The sequence below is a fragment of the Achromobacter marplatensis genome, from assembly GCF_002209535.1.
GTDB lineage: Bacteria > Pseudomonadota > Gammaproteobacteria > Burkholderiales > Burkholderiaceae_B > Achromobacter > Achromobacter marplatensis.
The window spans coordinates 83222-99305 of the sequence record NZ_NJIG01000016.1 but is presented as its reverse complement, the minus strand read 5'-3'; the positions used below and the strand labels follow the sequence as shown (position 1 = coordinate 99305).

Here is a 16084-nt window from a genome sequence, read left to right as displayed (position 1 = left end):
ATGGCCGATTCCACAATGCCCGTATTGCAAGTGCAAAACCTGACGGTGCAGCTGGTGGGCGCGCCCGGGGAAGAGGAGCGTTCGGTGGTGGAGGGCATCAGCTTCGACATCCACGCGGGCGAAACCCTGTGCGTGGTGGGCGAGTCCGGCTCGGGCAAGTCCGTTACGTCATTTTCGGTGATGGGGCTGTTGGCGCCTGATGCGCTCCGGCCTACCGCCGGCCGCATCCTGCTGGATGGCGAAGACGTGCTCGCGTGTTCGCCGGAGCGCCTGCGTGAACTGCGCGCCACCCGCATGTCCATGGTTTTCCAGGAGCCCATGACGGCGCTGAATCCGGTGCGTACCGTGGGCTGGCAGATCGACGAGGTGTTGCGCACCCATAGCGCCCTGGATGCCGCCGCCCGAAAGCGCAAGATCCTGGATATGCTGGAATCGGTGCGCCTGCCGGATGTGGAGCGCATCTATCATTCCTATCCGCACCAGCTGTCGGGCGGGCAGCGCCAGCGCATCGTCATCTGCATGGCGCTGATCCTGAATCCCAAGCTGCTCATCGCCGACGAGCCCACCACCGCCCTGGACGTTACGACCCAAAAGCAGATCCTGGCCCTGATCCTGGAACTGCAGCGGTCGCACAACACGGCGGTGCTGTTCATCACGCACGATTTCGGCGTCGTGGCCGAGATCGCCGACCGCATCGCGGTGATGAACCGAGGGCGGCTGGTGGAGGTAGGGTCGCGTGAAGATATCCTGGCGCGCCCAAAAGAGGCTTACACCCGTATGCTCGTGTCCTCCGTTCCCGGCCTGGCACCGCAGGCGCGGCAAGCTCCCGAGGGGGAGCCAGTGCTGGTTGTGGACGGCCTGGAGAAGACCTATGCCGAACGCGGCTTCTTCAAGGCCAAACGCACGGTGCACGCGGTGCGCGATGTCAGCTTCACGCTGCGCAAGAAGGAGATCGTGGGCATCGTGGGCGAGTCCGGGTCGGGCAAGTCCACCCTGGCTCGCTGCATTGCGCGCCTGATCGACCCCAGCGCCGGCAGCGTGCGCCTGGACGGCACCGAGATCGCCACGGCGACCAAGCGCGAATTCCATCCGGTGCGCAAGCGGATCCAGGTGGTGTTCCAGGATCCGTACCGTTCATTAAACGCGCGCATCCGCGTGGGTGACTCCATCGTCGAGGGCATGCGCAATTTCGGCGTGCCGGAAGAGGACGCCCGTGCGCGCGCCGTCGAACTGCTGGATATCGTCGGATTGGGCGCGGATACCATGGACCGCTACCCGCATCAGTTCTCGGGTGGCCAGCGCCAGCGCATCTGCATCGCGCGTGCCTTGGCCTTGCGGCCCGATATCCTGATTGCCGACGAGGCGGTGTCGGCGCTTGACGTGTCGGTGCAGGCGCAGGTGCTGGAACTGATCGAAGACATCCGCACCCGCACCGACACAGCGGTGCTGTTCATCACCCACGATCTGCGCGTGGCTGCGCAGATCTGCAATTCCATCGTCGTGATGAAGTCCGGGCAGATCGTCGAGGCGGGGCAGGCGGCCGACGTGCTGACTCGGCCGCAGGATGAATACACGCGCCAATTGCTCGACGCCGCACCTGGAAGGCATTGGGACTTCAAACGGTTCCGGCCGGCCCAGGCCTTGCCTCACTAGGCGGACGCCCTGGGCGCGCATGCTGCAAAAATAGGGCGTCCGTCGGGACGCCCTTTCTATCCGGACCGTAATCAGGGGGTAAGCCCGCAGACCGTGGTCACGCCTCGATCCGCTCGACTTTCCCCACGAGCAGGATGTACGACAGTGCGCCCAGCAAGGCCAGGGACGATACGTACACGATGGCCGGCGCGAAGCTGTCTTTCGACACGAGGAAGCCGATCACGATCGGCGTGCAGATCGACGACAGATTGCCCACGAAGTTGAACACCCCGCCGGTCAGGCCCAAGAGGCGCACGGGCGCCAGCGTCGACACCAAAGACCACGTGATCGACGCCAGTCCGTTGCCGAAGAAGGCCACGGCCAAAAAGAAGATGACCCACGGCGTGGAATCGGTGAAGTTGGCGCCGATCATCGACGTCGAGATCAAGAGGCCCAGGATGATCGGCAGCTTGCGCGCCAGGCCGACCGTGGCGCCGCGCCGGATCAGGAAGTCGGACAGCACGCCCGAGCACAGCACGCCGACGAACGCCGCCAGGAACGGCACCGACGCCAGGAAGCCGGATTTGATGAAATCCATGCCGCGATACTTCACTAGGTACGTCGGGAACCACGTCAGGAAGAACCACAGCGTGGAGGTCAGGCAGAACTGGCCCAGGTACACGCCCCACAGCTTGCGCTTGGTCATGACCAGCGCCAGGTCGTTCCAATCGAAGGGGGCCTTCTTGGCGCGGGCGTTGCGGTCCAGGTCGACCACGCCGCCGCCTTGCTGGATCAGTTCGATCTCGGCGGCATTCGTGCCTTTGAACTGGCGCGGTTCGCGGTAGATCAGGTACCACAGCACGCCCCAGACGATGCCCAGCAAGCCGGTGCTGACAAACACCATGTGCCAGCCGTAGTGGTGCTGCAGCCAGGCCAGCACGGGCGTCAGGAACGCCAGGCCGACGAACTGGCCCGACGTATAGAAGCCGATGGCGGTGGCGCGTTCCTTTTCCGGAAACCAGGTGGTGACGACACGGTTGTTGATCGGGTAAGCGGGCGCTTCCAGCGCGCCGACTGCCAGGCGCAGCACGAACAGGATGACGAAGCTGCCGGCGAATCCCATGAAGAAGGTGGCGGCCGACCACAGGATCAGCGCCGCGGCGTACAGCACGCGGGGCGACACGCGGTCCACCAGCCAGCCGCCGGGGATTTGCATGGCGGCGTAGGTCCAGCCGAAGGCGGACAGGATCAGGCCTTCATGCACCGTGTCCAGGCCGAACTCGTCCTTGAGCGCGGGCGCGGCGATGGACAGGTTGCTGCGGTCCAGGTAGTTGATGACGACGGTGATGAACAGCATCACCATGATGAGGTAGCGGCTGCGGGTGGGCCGCTGGGCGCTTTGCAGGCCCGCGTGGGTGGCGGTGGACAAGGGTGTCTCCTCTCTCTTTTATCCCATTACCACTCGGCGAAGCTGCCGTCGGCATGGCGCCAGATCGGGTTGCGCCAGCGGTGGCCCACGGCGGCGCGTTCCTTCACGTATTCCTCGTTGACCTCGATGCCCAGGCCAGGGCCTTGGGGGATCGTGACCATGCCGTCTTCGTACGCGAACACCTCGCGGTTGCTGACGTAGTCCAACAGGTCGTTGGCGGCGTTGTAGTGGATGCCCAGGCTCTGTTCCTGGATGAACGCGTTGTAGCAGCCCGCATCGATCTGCAGGCAGGTGGCCAGCGCGATCGGGCCCAGCGGGCAGTGCAGCGCCAACGCTACGTCATAGGCTTCGGCCATGGCGGCAATCTTGCGGGTTTCGGTGATGCCGCCGGCATGCGAGGGGTCGGGCTGGATGATGTCCACATAGCCTTCGGACAGCACGCGCTTGAAGTCCCAGCGCGAGAACAGGCGTTCGCCCAGCGCGATCGGCGTGGACGTCAGCGGGGCCAGCTCCTTCAGCGCTTCATAGTGTTCGCTCAGCACGGGCTCTTCGATGAACATCAGCTTGAACGGATCCAGCTCTTTCATCAGCACCTTCGCCATGGGTTTGTGGACGCGGCCGTGGAAGTCCACGCCGATGCCCACGTTGGGGCCCACGGCGTCGCGCACGGCGGCCACGTTCGCGAGGCACTTCTCGACCTTGTCGAACGAGTCGATGTATTGCAGTTCTTCGGTGCCGTTCATCTTCACGGCGGTAAAGCCGCGGTCGACCGCGCTCTTGGCGGCGGCGGCCGTGTCGGCCGGCCGGTCGCCGCCGATCCACGAATACACGCGGATGCGGTCGCGCACGTTGCCGCCCAAGAGTTGCGACACTGGCACGCCCAGGTGCTTGCCCTTGATGTCCCACAGCGCCTGGTCGATGCCGGCCAGCGCGCTCATGTGGATGGCGCCGCCGCGATAGAAGCCGCCGCGGTATAGCACCGTCCAGTGGTCTTCGATGTTGCGCGGGTCTTTGCCGATCAGGTAGTCGGACAGCTCTTCAACGGCGGCAGCCACCGAGTGGGCGCGGCCTTCGACGACGGGTTCGCCCCAGCCGACGATGCCTTCGTCCGTTTCGATTTTCAGGAAGCACCACCGGGGCGGCACGATGTAGGTAGTGAGCTTGGTGATCTTCATGCTTGGGTCTCCTGGACGGGATAGGCGCGTTGCCAGGCCGCGATGAATGCGCGGGCGTTCTGGCCGACTTCGATGGCCGACAGGCCGGGTTTGTACAAGGCGGAGCCCAGGCCGAAGCCGCTGGCGCCCGCCTGGGCATAAACGGAAATGTTGTCGGGCGTGATGCCGCCGACGGGAACCAGCGCGATCGGCGGGCGCATCACGGCGCGCCAGGCCTTCAGCACGATGGGGCCCAGTTGTTCGGCGGGGAACATCTTCAGCACGTCGGCGCCGGCGGCCAGCGCGGCGAAGGCTTCGGTAGGCGTGGCGACCCCGGGGCAGGAGGCCATGCCCAGCGCCTTGGCGGCGCGGATCACTGCGGCGTCGCTGTGCGGCATGACGATCAGTTCGCCGCCCGCGTCCTGGACGCGGGCGCAGTCGTCGGGGTTCAGCACGGTGCCGGCGCCGATCAGGCAATCGGTGGGCAGGGCCGCGCGCATCGCTCGGATGCTGGCAAGCGGGTCCGGCGAATTCAGCGGCACTTCGATCAGGCGGAAGCCCGCGTCGTAGAGCGCCTTGCCGACGTCCTCGGCTTCGGCGGGCTTGATGCCGCGCAGGATGGCGATCAGGCCGCAGTGGGCCATGGCGGTTTGCAGACCAGGGTGGTTCATGTTGGATTCCTAGACGGATGCCGAAGAAGGGGTTTCTGCCGCGACCAGTCCGGCACAGACGGCCAGATGCCACAGGCCGCGCTCGGTGGCGTTCTGCGCTTGTTCAGGCGTGCCCAGGCCGTAGTGCTGCATGGCAAGGATGTAGCGCTGGCACAGGGCGGGTTCGCCGCACAGCACGATGCGGGGCGGTTCGCCTTGCTGGCGCAGCATCTCGGCAAGCGCGGCGACTTCATGGCCGATCAACAGGCCCGACAGGTAGTCGGCTTGCGAGGCGGATGGCAGTTCGCCGGTCAGGCCCAGCGCGCGGGTGCTGAAGATGGTGGACAGCACGCCGGCGCGTCCTGCGGGGGCGCCGGCGACTTTCAGGCCGCGCTCGAATGCGGCCATGTCGGCGGCGGGCGCTTCGCTCATGGTGCGGCCCAGGATGGTGTGGCCGCGCAGCGCGGCGTAGACCTCGCCGGTCATGAAGGTGTCGAAATGCGTGACGCGGCCGCGGCGGGCGTTGACCCATTTGGAGTGCGTGCCGGGCAGGCCGATCAGGACGCTGTCCGCCGCGTGCGGGTCGGAAGTGCGTGCCTGGTCGAACATCACGCCGAAGACTTGCGTCTCTTCGCCGCGCATGACGTTGGGTAGCCCATGGCGCTGGATCAGGCCGGGCACGATGTGCACCGGGGTCGCGGTGCCGCGTTCGACTTTCGTCAGCAGCGTGCCGATGCGTTCCAGGTCGACGGGCACATCCAGGTAAGCCGCTTCTTTCCAGCCTTGCGCGCTGCCCACCATGCCGCAGGCGATCACCGGCAACGCCGGTTCGGCGCGCAGCCAGTCGCCGCAGGCTTGCTCGAACGCCAGGTCGAATCCGGACAGCGCAGTGCTGGCCGCGCCGTCCTGCAAGGGCTGCGGCAGGCGCATGATGCCCCAGGGAAGATGGCGCGTGTCCAGGGTGTTGCCCCGGGCGTCCAGGCGGTAGGCGCGCAACGATGAGGTGCCCCAGTCCAGCGCGATAAGCGCCGCGCTGGCGGGCGATCCGGTAGTCATCTGATCTGTCTCGTCTCTGGCCGCAATGCCGACTGCAGTGACCGCGCTGGGGCGGGGAGCGGGGCGTTGCAGACCTTGTTGTCGGACGCGCCCGCTGCAACAAGGCGCGGGGCGCGCATTGCGAAAAATTCTAGATCAGCGCTTGAAAAATCTCAAAATATAGAATTTAATCCCACATATAGGGAATTTGTTGCCTGAACGAATTCCGCCGCCTTTGCTGTCTTTGCCCACGTTTCATGACTTCCACCACCCTGCCTTCCGCTCGTTCCTCTTCGCTGGACCCCGACGCGGTCGCGCCCGCCGGCACGCAGACCCTGATGCGCGGCCTGGCCGTAGTGCAGGCCGTGGCCGACGGCGCGCGCGACTTGAAAGAGATCTGCGCCCGTATCGGTGTCGCGCGCAGCACCACACACCGGCTGGCCAGTTGCCTGGTGCAGGAGCGCTATCTGCGCGCGCTGCCGGGCGTGGGCTACGTGTTGGGTCCCAAGCTGATCGAACTGGGCTTTCAGGCGCGCGAGGCGTTTCCGATGGCCACGCTGGCCCGGCCGTACCTGGATAGCCTGGCCGAGCTGACGGGCGACACCATCCACCTGGCCGTGCGCGACAACGACGAAGTGCTGTACCTGGAGAAGATTCCCGGCAAGAAGGGGCTGGAGATGCGTTCGCGGGTGGGCCACCGCATGCCGCTTGCCGCCACAGGCGTGGGCAAGGCGTTGCTGCTGGACACCGAAGAACCGCAATGGAAGGCGCTGCACCGCATTGGCGCGCCGGTCTCGTCGCGCGCGCCCGGCGGGCAGCAGAGCTGGGAGGCGTTCCGCGACCGCATGCGCGAGTACGCCGCGCAAGGCTATGCGTTCGACCTGGAAGACAACGAACCCTCGATCCGCTGCGTGGCCGCGCCCGTGCGCGACGCGTCCAGCGGCATCGTGGCGGCCATCAGCGTGTCCAGCACCGTGCCGTACATGTCGCTGGAACGCATGCACGACATGGTCGCGGTGGTGCAGGGGGCCGCAGCGGAGATCTCTGCGGAGATGGGGTGGAAGGTGGAGCGCGGCTGACGTGGTCTAGCGGGCCGGGGCCAGCGGCGGCAACGGCAGCAGTTGCGGCGCGATGCCAGCAATGACCATTTCAAGTTGCGCCACCAGCGCCTGCGCGGCGGGCGACAGCGAACGGTCGCGCCGATGCAGCAGGCCGATGTACCGGCGTGCCGAGGCGTCGCCCAGCGGGGTGCAGCGCAGGCCCGTCAGGTTCAGTTCGGGCAGGGCCAGCCGGGGCAACACGCTGACGCCTAGCCCCTGGCGCACCATGCCGGCGGCCGTGCCCATGTTCGTGACGTCGTAGCGCAGTGCCGTGGCCGGCGCGCCGACTTCGTCCTGCACCGCGCGGTCGAATTGCTGGCGCGCATTGGACCCCTGCGACAACAGGATCAAGTCATAGCGCAGCACGTCGCGCCACTGCAGCGTGCGCCGCTGCTTGCCCAGCGGATGGCCTGCGGGGTAGATCGCGCAAAAACAATCTTCGGTCAGCGGCGTGAAGGTCAGGTCGGGCGCCGGTTCGGCCAAGGCGCCTACCGCGAATTCGATCTGGTTGGTACGCAGCAGGGCCACCAGCTCGTCGTTGTGCGCTTCCACCACGCGTACCTTCAAGGCCGGATGGGCCTTGCGCAACGCACCTACGGCGGCGGGCAGCAGCGTTAGCGCGGTCGACGGCAGGGCGCCCAGCGCGACGTTGCCCCGGCGCATGGCGGCCAGGTCGGCCAGGCCGCGGTACGCCTCTTCCAGGTCGGCGATGGGGCGCTGCACGCGGGAATGGAAATCCTGTCCGGCAGAGGTCAGGCTGATGCTGCGCGTGGTGCGCTCGAACAGGCGCAGGCCCAGCACGTCCTCCAGGTCCTGGATCAAGGCGGTGAACGACGGTTGCGTCACGCCCAGCTGATTGGCGGCATGCGTGAACGAGCCGCTGTCCACCGCCAGCAGGAAGGCCTTGAGCGGTCGGTATTTGATATTCATAGCCATAAGCTAAGAATAGGACACAAATATCGATTTGTGTCTAAGAATCGTCCAGACCATGATGGCGCCTACCGATGAACCTCCCGGATTCGAGAGACGCCATGGACGCATCTAGCCATAAGCCATTCCGATTGGGCGCCAACTGGCGCCGCAGCCAAGACGGCGACGCCGTCATCACCTCCATCAACCCGGCCGACGGCAGCATTGCCGGCATTGTCACTCGCGCCTTGCCGCAAGACGTGGATACGGCCGTCAACATTGCGCAGGACGCCTTCTTGCACCAGCCGTGGCGCCAGCTGCGTCCAGACCAGCGCGCGGCCACCTTGTACGAGATCGGGCGTCGCCTGTCGGCCGAACGCGAACCGCTGGCGCGGCTGCAGATGCAAGACAGCGGCAAGCCCTGGAAAGAATGCCTGAACATGGTGGACAGCGCGGCGGGCCACTTCCGCTATTACGCGGCCGTGTGCGACACCTGGCAGAACGAAATGACCTCGCCACGCGGCGAGTACTTTTCGATGGCGCTGGCGGAGCCGTTCGGGGTGGTCGCGGCGATCACACCGTGGAATTCGCCCATCATGAACGAGGCCCAGAAGGCCGCGCCGGCCTTGGCCGCGGGCAACGCTGTGTTGATCAAGCCGTCTGAAGAGACCCCCCAGTTGGCGTTGGAACTGGCGCGCATCTGCTCGGAGGCCGGCCTGCCCGATGGCTTGCTGACCGTATTGCCGGGCCACGGCGAAGACGTAGGCGCGGCGCTGGTCAAGCATCCCGGCGTACGTATGGTGTCTTTCACCGGCGGAACGGAAACCGGACGCGCCATCGGCGGCATTGCCGGCCAGCGCCTGATCCCGGTGGGCTTGGAGCTGGGCGGCAAATCACCGCACATCGTGTTCGACGACGCGGACCTGGACCGCGCCGTGGCGGGCGTGATTTCGGGGATCTTCGGGTCGGCCGGGCAGAGCTGCGTCGCCGGGTCGCGCCTGTTCGTGCAGAAATCCATCTACAAGCGCTTCATGGAAACGCTGGTGGCGCGCACGGCGCAAGTGCGCGTTGGCCTGCCCGACGATCCCGCGACCCAGATGGGGCCGCTGGTGTCCCGGGCGCATCGCGACAAGGTCGCAGGCTATGTGGACATCGGCCGCGCTGAAGGCGGTCGCGTGCTGGTCGGCGGCGCGGCGCCGGCGCAGCCGGAATTGGCCAATGGCTGGTTCTACCTGCCGACGGTGATCGACGGCCTGGGCAACCAGGCGCGCGTCTGTCAGGAAGAGATCTTCGGGCCGGTACTGGTGGCGCTGCCCTTCGATGACGAAGACGACGTGATCGGCCAGGCCAACGACACGCGCTTTGGTCTGGCGGCCGGCATGTGGACGGGCGACTACGCCCGCGCCTGGCGCGTGGCGCGCGAGATCGAGGCCGGCTCCGTCTGGATCAACACCTACAAGCAATCGCATATCGCAACGCCGTTTGGCGGCTTCAAGGCTAGCGGCATCGGACGCGAAAAAGGCCTGCACGGCCTGCGTCTCTACAGCCAGGTCAAGAGCCTGTACTGGGGCATGCACGACAAACCCATGGGACTGTAAACCACATGACGACAGACAAGAAAAGCGCGGCACTGCCGCTGAACGAATCCCGCATCCTGATCGCCGGCGCGGCCAGCCTGGTGGGCTCACACACCGCCGATGCGCTGCTCGCCGCCGGCGTGCGCGAAGTGATCCTGCTGGACAACTTTGCATTCGGAACGCCCGAGGCCATCGCACATCTGCAAGACAATCCGCGCGTGAAAGTCGTGCGCGGAGACTTGATGCGCCTGCCGGATTTGCTGACCGCGACCGAAGGCGTGGACGGCGTGCTGCATCTGGCGGCCTACATGACGCTGGGTTTTTCCCAGACCCCGTGGCAAGCGGTCGACGTGAATATCCGCGGCGCGCAGAACATGCTGGAAGCCTGCCGCGCGAACAAAGTGAAGAAGATCGTCTTCGCGTCGTCCAATGCGGTCTACGGCTACGGCACCGGCATCGCGGGCGCGCTGGTGGAAGACGGCCCCTTTCATTCCGTGGGCGCGCCACCTGCCGCCATCCTGTACGGCGCCTCCAAGATCATGGGCGAACAGCTGTGCCGGCAGTATTACCAGAAGGCGGGGCTGGACTACGTGGTGCTGCGGTATTCCACGGTGTACGGCGAACGCCAGCACTACCGCGCGGCCAACTCCCTGTACATCATGGAAACCTATGACCGCGTGCGCAAGGGCGAACGGCCGATACTGCCCGGCGACGGCACGGACACCAAACATTTCGTGCATGTGTCGGACGTGGCGCGGGCCAACGTGGCCGCGTTGCAGAGCGCGGCCACCGACGTGGCGGTGAACGTGTCGGGCCCCGCGCCGATTACCACCGGCGAACTGGTGCGGCTGGTACTGGACTATTGCAATAGCGACCTGCAACCCGAGATCAAGCCGGACCCGCCGGGCACGGTGCGCCTGACCTCCGGCGGCGCGTTCCACATTCCGCATGACCTGGCCGGGCAGCACATCGGCTGGGAGCCCAAGGTGGGCATGGCGGAAGGCGTGGCCCGCCTGCTGGCATGGCGCGAGGCGCAGGCGGCCGCTTGAGCCGCCGCGGTACTTAAAACACGAATAACGAGGAGACAACCATGTTCTTGATACGCAAGGCGGCCGCTTGCGCCGCGCTGACCCTGACCGGCCTGTGCGCCGCATTGCCGGCGTGGGCCTGGCCCGACCATCCGATCGAGCTGATTGTCGGGTTCGCCCCGGGCGGCGGCACGGACCTGACGGCCCGTTCGCTCGCGGTGTTCCTGGAGAAGGAGCTGGGCGCGACGGTGGTGGTGCAGAACAAGCCGGGCGCATCCAGCGCCATCGCCTTGTCCTATGTGGCGCGCGCCAAGCCCGACGGCTACACGCTGGCCATGACGAACATGCCGGGGCTGGTGTCCCTGCCCATCGAGCGCAAGGCGGGCTTTGCCACCGACGATTTCACGTATCTGGCCAATCTGGTGCGCGACCCCAGCGCGTTCAGCGTCGCCAGCAATAGTCCCTATCAAACCCTGGAATCCCTGATCGCCGCTGCCCGCGAAAAGCCCGGTTCGATCAGCTATGGATCCACCGGAGTCGGCACCGACGATCACTTGGCGCTTGTGCTGTTCCAGTCGTTGACGGGGACCCGGCTGAACCACGTGCCCTATAACGGCGCTGGGCCGCTGCGCAGTTCCGTGCTGGGTGGGCACACCGTCATCGGCGGGTTGAACCTGGGCGAGGTCATGCCGTATCACGGCAAGAACATGCGCGTCTTGGCGCAGGCCAGCGACAAGCGGTCGCCGTTGGGCCCCGACGTGCCGACGTTCAAGGAATTGGGCGTGGACCTGGTGTTCGCGTCCGAGCGCGGCATCGTCGCGCCGAAGGGCCTGCCGCCCGAGGTCTCCGACAGGCTGCGCCGCGCGTTGGGCAAGGTCGCCGCCAACCCGCATTTCCAAGCCCAAATGAAGCAGCAATTCACCGAGATGGACTACGTGGATGGCCCGCAATGGCAAGAGCGGCTGAAGGGCGACGACGCGCGCCTGCGGCAGATCTGGGCGAAGACGCCCTGGGTCGAATAGGGCCGGTTATTCCAGCGGCAGTGTCAGCACGCCCTGCGGGGCGGGGCGCATCATCACACGCCGGTACCAGGCGGATAGTGCCGGCGTGTCCGGGCGTTCGATCGGCAGGGCCAGCCAGCGGTGCGCGGAAGTCACCAGCGCGATGTCGCCGATGGTCAGGTGGCGGCCGGCGATGAATTCACGGCCCTGCAGGGCTTGATCCAGGATCAGCGCGCGGGCGTTGGACCGTTTCACCGAGTTTTCAATCGCGGCGCGGTCGCGTTTGTCTTCCGGCGTGCGGATCAAGCCCAGGAAGGCCGGCGCCATCGCGCCCTGCCATTCGGTCGTCTGCCAATCCATCCAGCGGTCGGCGTCCGCGCGCATACACGCGTCTTCCGGCCACAAGGTGCCCGCGCCATAGCGTGCGGCCAGGTAGCGGACGATGGCATTGGATTCCCATAGCACGAAGCCGCCGTCATCGATGACGGGCACGGTGCGGTTGGGATTCAGCTTGGCGAACTCGGGCGTGTCCACCACGCCGAACGGCCCGCCGGCCTGGATGAAGGTGTGCGGCAGCGCCAGCTCGCGCACGGCCAGCATCACTTTCTGCACGTTGACGGAAGTCAGGCGTCCCCAGATCTTCAACATATCCAGTCCTTGAGTTGTGTCAGGCGGGCGGCAATTGCCGCCGCGCAAAGCCGCTGTCGCGCGAAAAGCGCGTCCAGTTGAATGCGGGCCCCGGATCGGTCTTGCGGCCCGGGGCAATGTGTTCGTGGCCCCAGGCTGCGGCCAGGGGATAGCGCGTGCGCAGCACTGGCGTCAGCTTGCGCAGCGCCAGGTACTGCTCGTCGGCGTAGGGCAGCGTGTCGGTGCCTTCCAGTTCGATGCCGATGGAGAAGTCATTGCAGCGTTCACGTCCGCCAAAGCGCGACACGCCGGCGTGCCACGCGCGCTGCTCGGTAGATACGAACTGGATGATGCGCCCGTCGCGGCGGATGAAGAAGTGGGCCGACACGCGCAAACCGCGCAAGCGTTCCAGCCAGGGGTGCGAGGAATAGTCCAGCGTGTTCAGGAACAGCCCGGCAACCTCGGGGCCGCCGAACCGGCCGGGCGGCAGGCTGATGTTGTGCAGCACCAAGAGCGAGACCTGCACGCCGGCGGGGCGCGCGTCGCGGTTGGGCGAAGGCAGAAGGGTGACGCCCGGGGCCGGCGCCAGCCAGCCATGTCGATCCAGAAGCAGAGCCATGGGAGAGAGCATGCGTGGTGAATCCAACAGGCATTATGCCGTGGTCGCCGCAGCCTCCCAAATCAGCACTTGCGCGGCGCGTGAACCCCATCGCGCCGCGTTGGTTACTTCTTTGCGGGCCCGAGCCTTGCGTGTTCCGTGCTGCACCAGGTCAGCCCGCTCTGCAGCACGGCCTCGGAGCGCGGCAGGTGGATGCCGCAGTGCGCGCAGCGCACCATGGACTCCGGAGCAGCCGGCGCAGGCTGGCTGCGGCGTGCGCTGTTCTGCGCGCCTGCCTGCTTTGCCGCCGCCATGCGGGCGGCGATGCGGGCCACGAACAGCACCGCAATGATCAGAACCACCCAAAACAGCAACTTGCCCACGTCAGCCTCGATGCAAAATCATTTCCAGCACGAACCGGCTGCCGGTGTACGCCAAAATCAGGAAACCAAAGCCCGTCAATGTCCAGCGCAGGGCCACGCGGCCACGCCAGCCCCAGATGTGGCGGCCTGCCAGCAGCACGCCGAACGTCAGCCAGGACAGCAGGGTGAAGACGGTCTTGTGGTCAAAGGGCAGGATCTTGCCGGTCAGCTTCATGGACGCGACCGACCCGGATCCCACGGCGAGCGTCAGTACGATGAAACCGATCCAGATGATACGGAACAGCAGTTGTTCCTGCACCAGCAGCGGGGGCTGGGAGTCCAGCACGCGGCCGATGATGCTGCGTTCGGTGGGCGCGTCCAGCGGGCGGTGCAGATGGCGGTCAAGCAGGGCCATCATCATGGCGTGCAGGGCGGCGATGGTGATCAGGCCGTAGGCGGCCAGGGCGATCAGCAGGTGGACACGCAGCCAGGCGTCGTCGGCGTGGGGCACGAATTGCCCCTGCGGGAACAGCGCGGCCAGGGCGCTGGCGATGGCGGCGGCGGGCAAAAGCAGCAATTGCAGGCCGTCGATACGCACCAGCAGGCTTTCCAGCCAGAAGACCACCATGCCCAGCCAGATGGCCGCCGACAGGGCAAGTGCCCACCCAATGAACAGATGCTGGGCGCCCAGCATGGCTTGTTGCAGGCCGATTCCATGGAGAACCAGGGCCCCCAGCAGGCACAGACGGGCGATTCTGCCCGTCTTTTCCACTTCCCCGGCGCCGGCCAGTCGGATCCAAAGTGACCCTCCTAGCACTGCGTACGCCAAGGCAGCCGCTGTGTGAAATACAATGCCTAGTGACATAGAAACCGTTGTCTGGATGGGGCCTTGGGGTGCATGTCACCCGAAAGCGCAGAATCCGCGCCTGCGGCCACCGTTCAATCAACTAGTTTAAGCGGAAACGCCTCTCATGCTCGATAACCTAACTACACGCCTATCGCGCGTCGTCAAGACGCTGCGCGGTGAAGCCCGCCTGACCGAGGCCAACACCCAGGAGATGCTGCGCGAAGTGCGCATGGCGCTGCTGGAAGCCGACGTGGCGCTGCCCGTCGTGCGCGAGTTCATCGCCCGCGTGAAGGACAAGGCGCTGGGCGAAGAAGTCGCCGGCAGCCTCAGCCCCGGCCAGGCCCTGGTGGGCGTCGTCCACAAGGAACTGACTGCCCTGATGGGCGGCGACCTGGGCGCGGATTCCAACGAATTGTCGCTGGCCGTGCAGCCCCCCGCAGTCATCCTGATGGCCGGTTTGCAAGGCGCCGGTAAAACCACCACCACCGGCAAGCTGGCCCGCTGGCTCTCCGAAGGCCAGCACACGCAGCACGGCCGCAAGACCGGCAAGAAGAAAGTGCTGGTGGTCTCGGCCGACGTCTACCGTCCCGCGGCTATCGATCAGTTGAAGAGCGTGGCTGCCCAGGTCGGCGTGGATTTCCTGCCGTCCGACCCCAGCCAGAAGCCTGAAGACATCGCGCGCGGCGCGGTGGACCACGCCAAGCGCCATCACTACGACGTCCTGATCCTGGACACGGCCGGCCGCCTGGGCATCGACGAAGCCATGATGCGCGAAATCCGCGCCTTGCATGACCTGGTCAAGCCGGTTGAAACGCTGTTCGTGGTGGACGCCATGCAGGGCCAGGACGCGGTCAACACCGCACGCGCCTTTGCCGACGCCTTGCCGCTGACCGGCGTGGTGCTGACCAAGCTGGACGGCGACGCCCGCGGCGGCGCGGCCCTGTCGGTGCGCCACGTTACCGGCAAGCCGCTGAAGTTCGTCGGCGTGTCGGAAAAGCTGGACGGTCTTGAGCCCTTCTACCCCGACCGCATGGCGCAGCGCGTGCTGGGCATGGGCGACATCGTCTCGCTCGTCGAACAGGCGCAGAAGAACATCGACATCGCCGAAGCCCAGAAGCTGGCGGCGAAGATCAAGTCGGGCAACAAGTTCGACCTGAACGACTTCCGCGACCAGCTCGGCCAGGTGAAGAAGCTGGGCGACATGGGGTCGCTGCTTGAAAAGCTGCCGGCCCAGTTCCAGCAGGCCGCAGGCCAGTTGCAGGGCGGCCAGGCTGAAAAGCAGTTGCGCCGCACGGAAGGCATCCTGAATTCCATGACGGCCGCCGAACGCGCCAAGCCCGAATTGATCAAGGCTTCGCGCAAGCGCCGCATCGCAACGGGCTCCGGCGTGCCGGTGCAAGAGGTCAACCGCCTGCTGGCCCAGTTCGAACAGATGCAGGGCATGATGAAGCAGATGAAGAAGGGCGGCATGGCCAAGATGATGCGTGCCATGGGCGGCATGAAGGGCCTTGGGCGTTTCGGAATGAAGTAAAAAAATGGCCAGACGTTGCGTCTGGCCAAGCAATCGCGGCAGGCAGGGGGCGCCTCGCCGCGACACAAGCCGGAAAACGCATGGGTGTTCTCCGGGTTGTTGGATTCTCGTTGCGGCTTACGCCAAGGGCGGGATGCGCAGCACCTGGCCCGGGTAGATCTTGTCGGGGCTGGTCAGCATGGGCTTGTTGGCTTCGAAGATCAGCGAGTTCTTGGCGCCTTGGCCCTTGCCGTATTGCGCCTCGGCGATCTTCCACAGGTTGTCGCCCTTTTGCACCGTGTACATCTTGGCTTCGGGCGTGGCCTGCTTCACTTTCAACTGATTGTCCACCGCGGCCACGCCGACGGTGTTGCCCAGCGCCAGGGAGATCTTCTCGGCCGCTTCGGTGCTGAGGGCTTCGCCCGCCACCGTGACCTTGTCGCCATCCACCGTGATTTGCAGGCCGTCCGCGTTCAGGCCGTGCTTATCCAGCTCTTTCTTCAACTCGTCTGCCGTCGCGGCCTTGGCCTCGCTGGCGCCGAAGAGCTTTTCCCCAACGTCCTTGATGAAATTGAGCAGACCCATAGTGTTTCCTTTATCTATGTTGCGGTGAGAAAACGAGAAG

General features: G+C 65.9%; 16 protein-coding genes. 6 read left to right on the top strand and 10 right to left on the bottom strand.

Annotated elements, in window-relative coordinates; genetic code table 11:
- Positions 1–1653: an ABC transporter ATP-binding protein gene (locus tag CEY09_RS25940; RefSeq protein ID WP_234818401.1), complete on the top strand. Its 1653-nt coding sequence runs from the start codon at positions 1–3 to the stop codon at positions 1651–1653.
- 97 nt (positions 1654–1750) lie between these two features.
- Here CEY09_RS25940 and CEY09_RS25935 read toward each other — a convergent pair whose 3' ends face one another.
- The 4 genes from CEY09_RS25935 to CEY09_RS25920 are packed head-to-tail and all read right to left on the bottom strand — an operon-like array spanning position 1751 to position 5921.
- Positions 1751–3061 carry an MFS transporter gene (locus CEY09_RS25935; RefSeq protein WP_088590806.1) on the bottom strand — a complete coding sequence of 437 codons (1311 nt, stop codon included), beginning with the start codon at positions 3059–3061 and terminating at the stop codon, positions 1751–1753.
- Between the two features lie 26 nt (positions 3062–3087).
- A complete protein-coding gene (gene dgoD, locus CEY09_RS25930) occupies positions 3088–4236 on the bottom strand; it encodes a galactonate dehydratase (protein ID WP_006222400.1) in 1149 nt (382 codons plus the stop codon).
- Positions 4233–4886, bottom strand: coding sequence for a 2-dehydro-3-deoxy-6-phosphogalactonate aldolase (locus CEY09_RS25925; RefSeq protein WP_088590805.1), 654 nt, complete (start codon positions 4884–4886; stop codon positions 4233–4235). Before CEY09_RS25925 ends, dgoD begins: the two co-directional genes overlap by 4 nt.
- A gap of 9 nt (positions 4887–4895) precedes the next feature.
- Entirely contained in the window at positions 4896–5921 is a 1026-nt protein-coding gene (locus tag CEY09_RS25920; protein ID WP_088590804.1) for a 2-dehydro-3-deoxygalactonokinase, read from the bottom strand.
- A 236-nt stretch (positions 5922–6157) separates the two neighbouring features.
- Between CEY09_RS25920 and CEY09_RS25915 the strand changes: the two genes are divergently transcribed.
- Entirely contained in the window at positions 6158–6979 is an 822-nt protein-coding gene (locus CEY09_RS25915; RefSeq protein WP_088590803.1) for an IclR family transcriptional regulator, read from the top strand.
- A 6-nt stretch (positions 6980–6985) separates the two neighbouring features.
- Here CEY09_RS25915 and CEY09_RS25910 read toward each other — a convergent pair whose 3' ends face one another.
- Complete coding sequence (locus CEY09_RS25910) at positions 6986–7930, bottom strand: LysR family transcriptional regulator (RefSeq protein WP_088590802.1); 945 nt, start codon at positions 7928–7930, stop codon at positions 6986–6988.
- 101 nt (positions 7931–8031) lie between these two features.
- Here CEY09_RS25910 and CEY09_RS25905 point away from each other — a divergent pair, with 101 nt between their 5' ends.
- The 3 genes from CEY09_RS25905 to CEY09_RS25895 are packed head-to-tail and all read left to right on the top strand — an operon-like array spanning position 8032 to position 11536.
- Complete coding sequence (locus CEY09_RS25905; protein ID WP_088590801.1) at positions 8032–9507, top strand: aldehyde dehydrogenase; 1476 nt, start codon at positions 8032–8034, stop codon at positions 9505–9507.
- A 5-nt stretch (positions 9508–9512) separates the two neighbouring features.
- Entirely contained in the window at positions 9513–10535 is a 1023-nt protein-coding gene (locus CEY09_RS25900) for an NAD-dependent epimerase/dehydratase family protein (RefSeq protein ID WP_088590800.1), read from the top strand.
- A gap of 41 nt (positions 10536–10576) precedes the next feature.
- Positions 10577–11536 (top strand): tripartite tricarboxylate transporter substrate binding protein, encoded by a 960-nt coding sequence (locus tag CEY09_RS25895; RefSeq protein ID WP_088590799.1) that lies wholly within the window; start codon positions 10577–10579, stop codon positions 11534–11536.
- 6 nt (positions 11537–11542) lie between these two features.
- Here the strand turns inward: CEY09_RS25895 and CEY09_RS25890 are convergent, their stop codons facing one another.
- The 4 genes from CEY09_RS25890 to CEY09_RS25875 form a co-directional block, all read right to left on the bottom strand.
- Positions 11543–12163 carry a glutathione S-transferase family protein gene (locus tag CEY09_RS25890; protein ID WP_088590798.1) on the bottom strand — a complete coding sequence of 207 codons (621 nt, stop codon included), beginning with the start codon at positions 12161–12163 and terminating at the stop codon, positions 11543–11545.
- Between the two features lie 19 nt (positions 12164–12182).
- A complete protein-coding gene (ampD, locus tag CEY09_RS25885; protein ID WP_088590797.1) occupies positions 12183–12761 on the bottom strand; it encodes a 1,6-anhydro-N-acetylmuramyl-L-alanine amidase AmpD in 579 nt (192 codons plus the stop codon).
- Positions 12762–12865: 104 nt separating this feature from the next.
- A complete protein-coding gene (locus tag CEY09_RS25880; RefSeq protein WP_088590796.1) occupies positions 12866–13123 on the bottom strand; it encodes a PP0621 family protein in 258 nt (85 codons plus the stop codon).
- A 1-nt stretch (position 13124) separates the two neighbouring features.
- A complete protein-coding gene (locus CEY09_RS25875) occupies positions 13125–13967 on the bottom strand; it encodes a cytochrome C assembly family protein (RefSeq protein WP_035212267.1) in 843 nt (280 codons plus the stop codon).
- Between the two features lie 106 nt (positions 13968–14073).
- Between CEY09_RS25875 and ffh the strand changes: the two genes are divergently transcribed.
- Entirely contained in the window at positions 14074–15480 is a 1407-nt protein-coding gene (gene ffh, locus CEY09_RS25870; protein WP_006222392.1) for a signal recognition particle protein, read from the top strand.
- 117 nt (positions 15481–15597) lie between these two features.
- Here the strand turns inward: ffh and lysM are convergent, their stop codons facing one another.
- Positions 15598–16044, bottom strand: a complete 447-nt coding sequence (lysM, locus tag CEY09_RS25865) for a peptidoglycan-binding protein LysM (protein WP_006222391.1) — start codon at positions 16042–16044, stop codon at positions 15598–15600.
- Positions 16045–16084: the final 40 nt, after the last annotated feature.

What these genes read in the sequence shown, in the direction of transcription:
- CEY09_RS25940 (WP_234818401.1), top strand. Translation starts at nt 1, where the DNA reads ATGGCCGATTCCACAATGCCCGTATTGCAAGTGCAAAACCTGACGGTG.
- dgoD (WP_006222400.1), bottom strand. Translation starts at nt 4,236, where the DNA reads ATGAAGATCACCAAGCTCACTACCTACATCGTGCCGCCCCGGTGGTGC.
- CEY09_RS25925 (WP_088590805.1), bottom strand. Translation starts at nt 4,886, where the DNA reads ATGAACCACCCTGGTCTGCAAACCGCCATGGCCCACTGCGGCCTGATC.
- CEY09_RS25920 (WP_088590804.1), bottom strand. Translation starts at nt 5,921, where the DNA reads ATGACTACCGGATCGCCCGCCAGCGCGGCGCTTATCGCGCTGGACTGG.
- CEY09_RS25915 (WP_088590803.1), top strand. Translation starts at nt 6,158, where the DNA reads ATGACTTCCACCACCCTGCCTTCCGCTCGTTCCTCTTCGCTGGACCCC.
- CEY09_RS25910 (WP_088590802.1), bottom strand. Translation starts at nt 7,930, where the DNA reads ATGAATATCAAATACCGACCGCTCAAGGCCTTCCTGCTGGCGGTGGAC.
- CEY09_RS25905 (WP_088590801.1), top strand. Translation starts at nt 8,032, where the DNA reads ATGGACGCATCTAGCCATAAGCCATTCCGATTGGGCGCCAACTGGCGC.
- CEY09_RS25900 (WP_088590800.1), top strand. Translation starts at nt 9,513, where the DNA reads ATGACGACAGACAAGAAAAGCGCGGCACTGCCGCTGAACGAATCCCGC.
- CEY09_RS25895 (WP_088590799.1), top strand. Translation starts at nt 10,577, where the DNA reads ATGTTCTTGATACGCAAGGCGGCCGCTTGCGCCGCGCTGACCCTGACC.
- CEY09_RS25890 (WP_088590798.1), bottom strand. Translation starts at nt 12,163, where the DNA reads ATGTTGAAGATCTGGGGACGCCTGACTTCCGTCAACGTGCAGAAAGTG.
- ampD (WP_088590797.1), bottom strand. Translation starts at nt 12,761, where the DNA reads ATGGCTCTGCTTCTGGATCGACATGGCTGGCTGGCGCCGGCCCCGGGC.
- CEY09_RS25875 (WP_035212267.1), bottom strand. Translation starts at nt 13,967, where the DNA reads ATGTCACTAGGCATTGTATTTCACACAGCGGCTGCCTTGGCGTACGCA.
- ffh (WP_006222392.1), top strand. Translation starts at nt 14,074, where the DNA reads ATGCTCGATAACCTAACTACACGCCTATCGCGCGTCGTCAAGACGCTG.
- lysM (WP_006222391.1), bottom strand. Translation starts at nt 16,044, where the DNA reads ATGGGTCTGCTCAATTTCATCAAGGACGTTGGGGAAAAGCTCTTCGGC.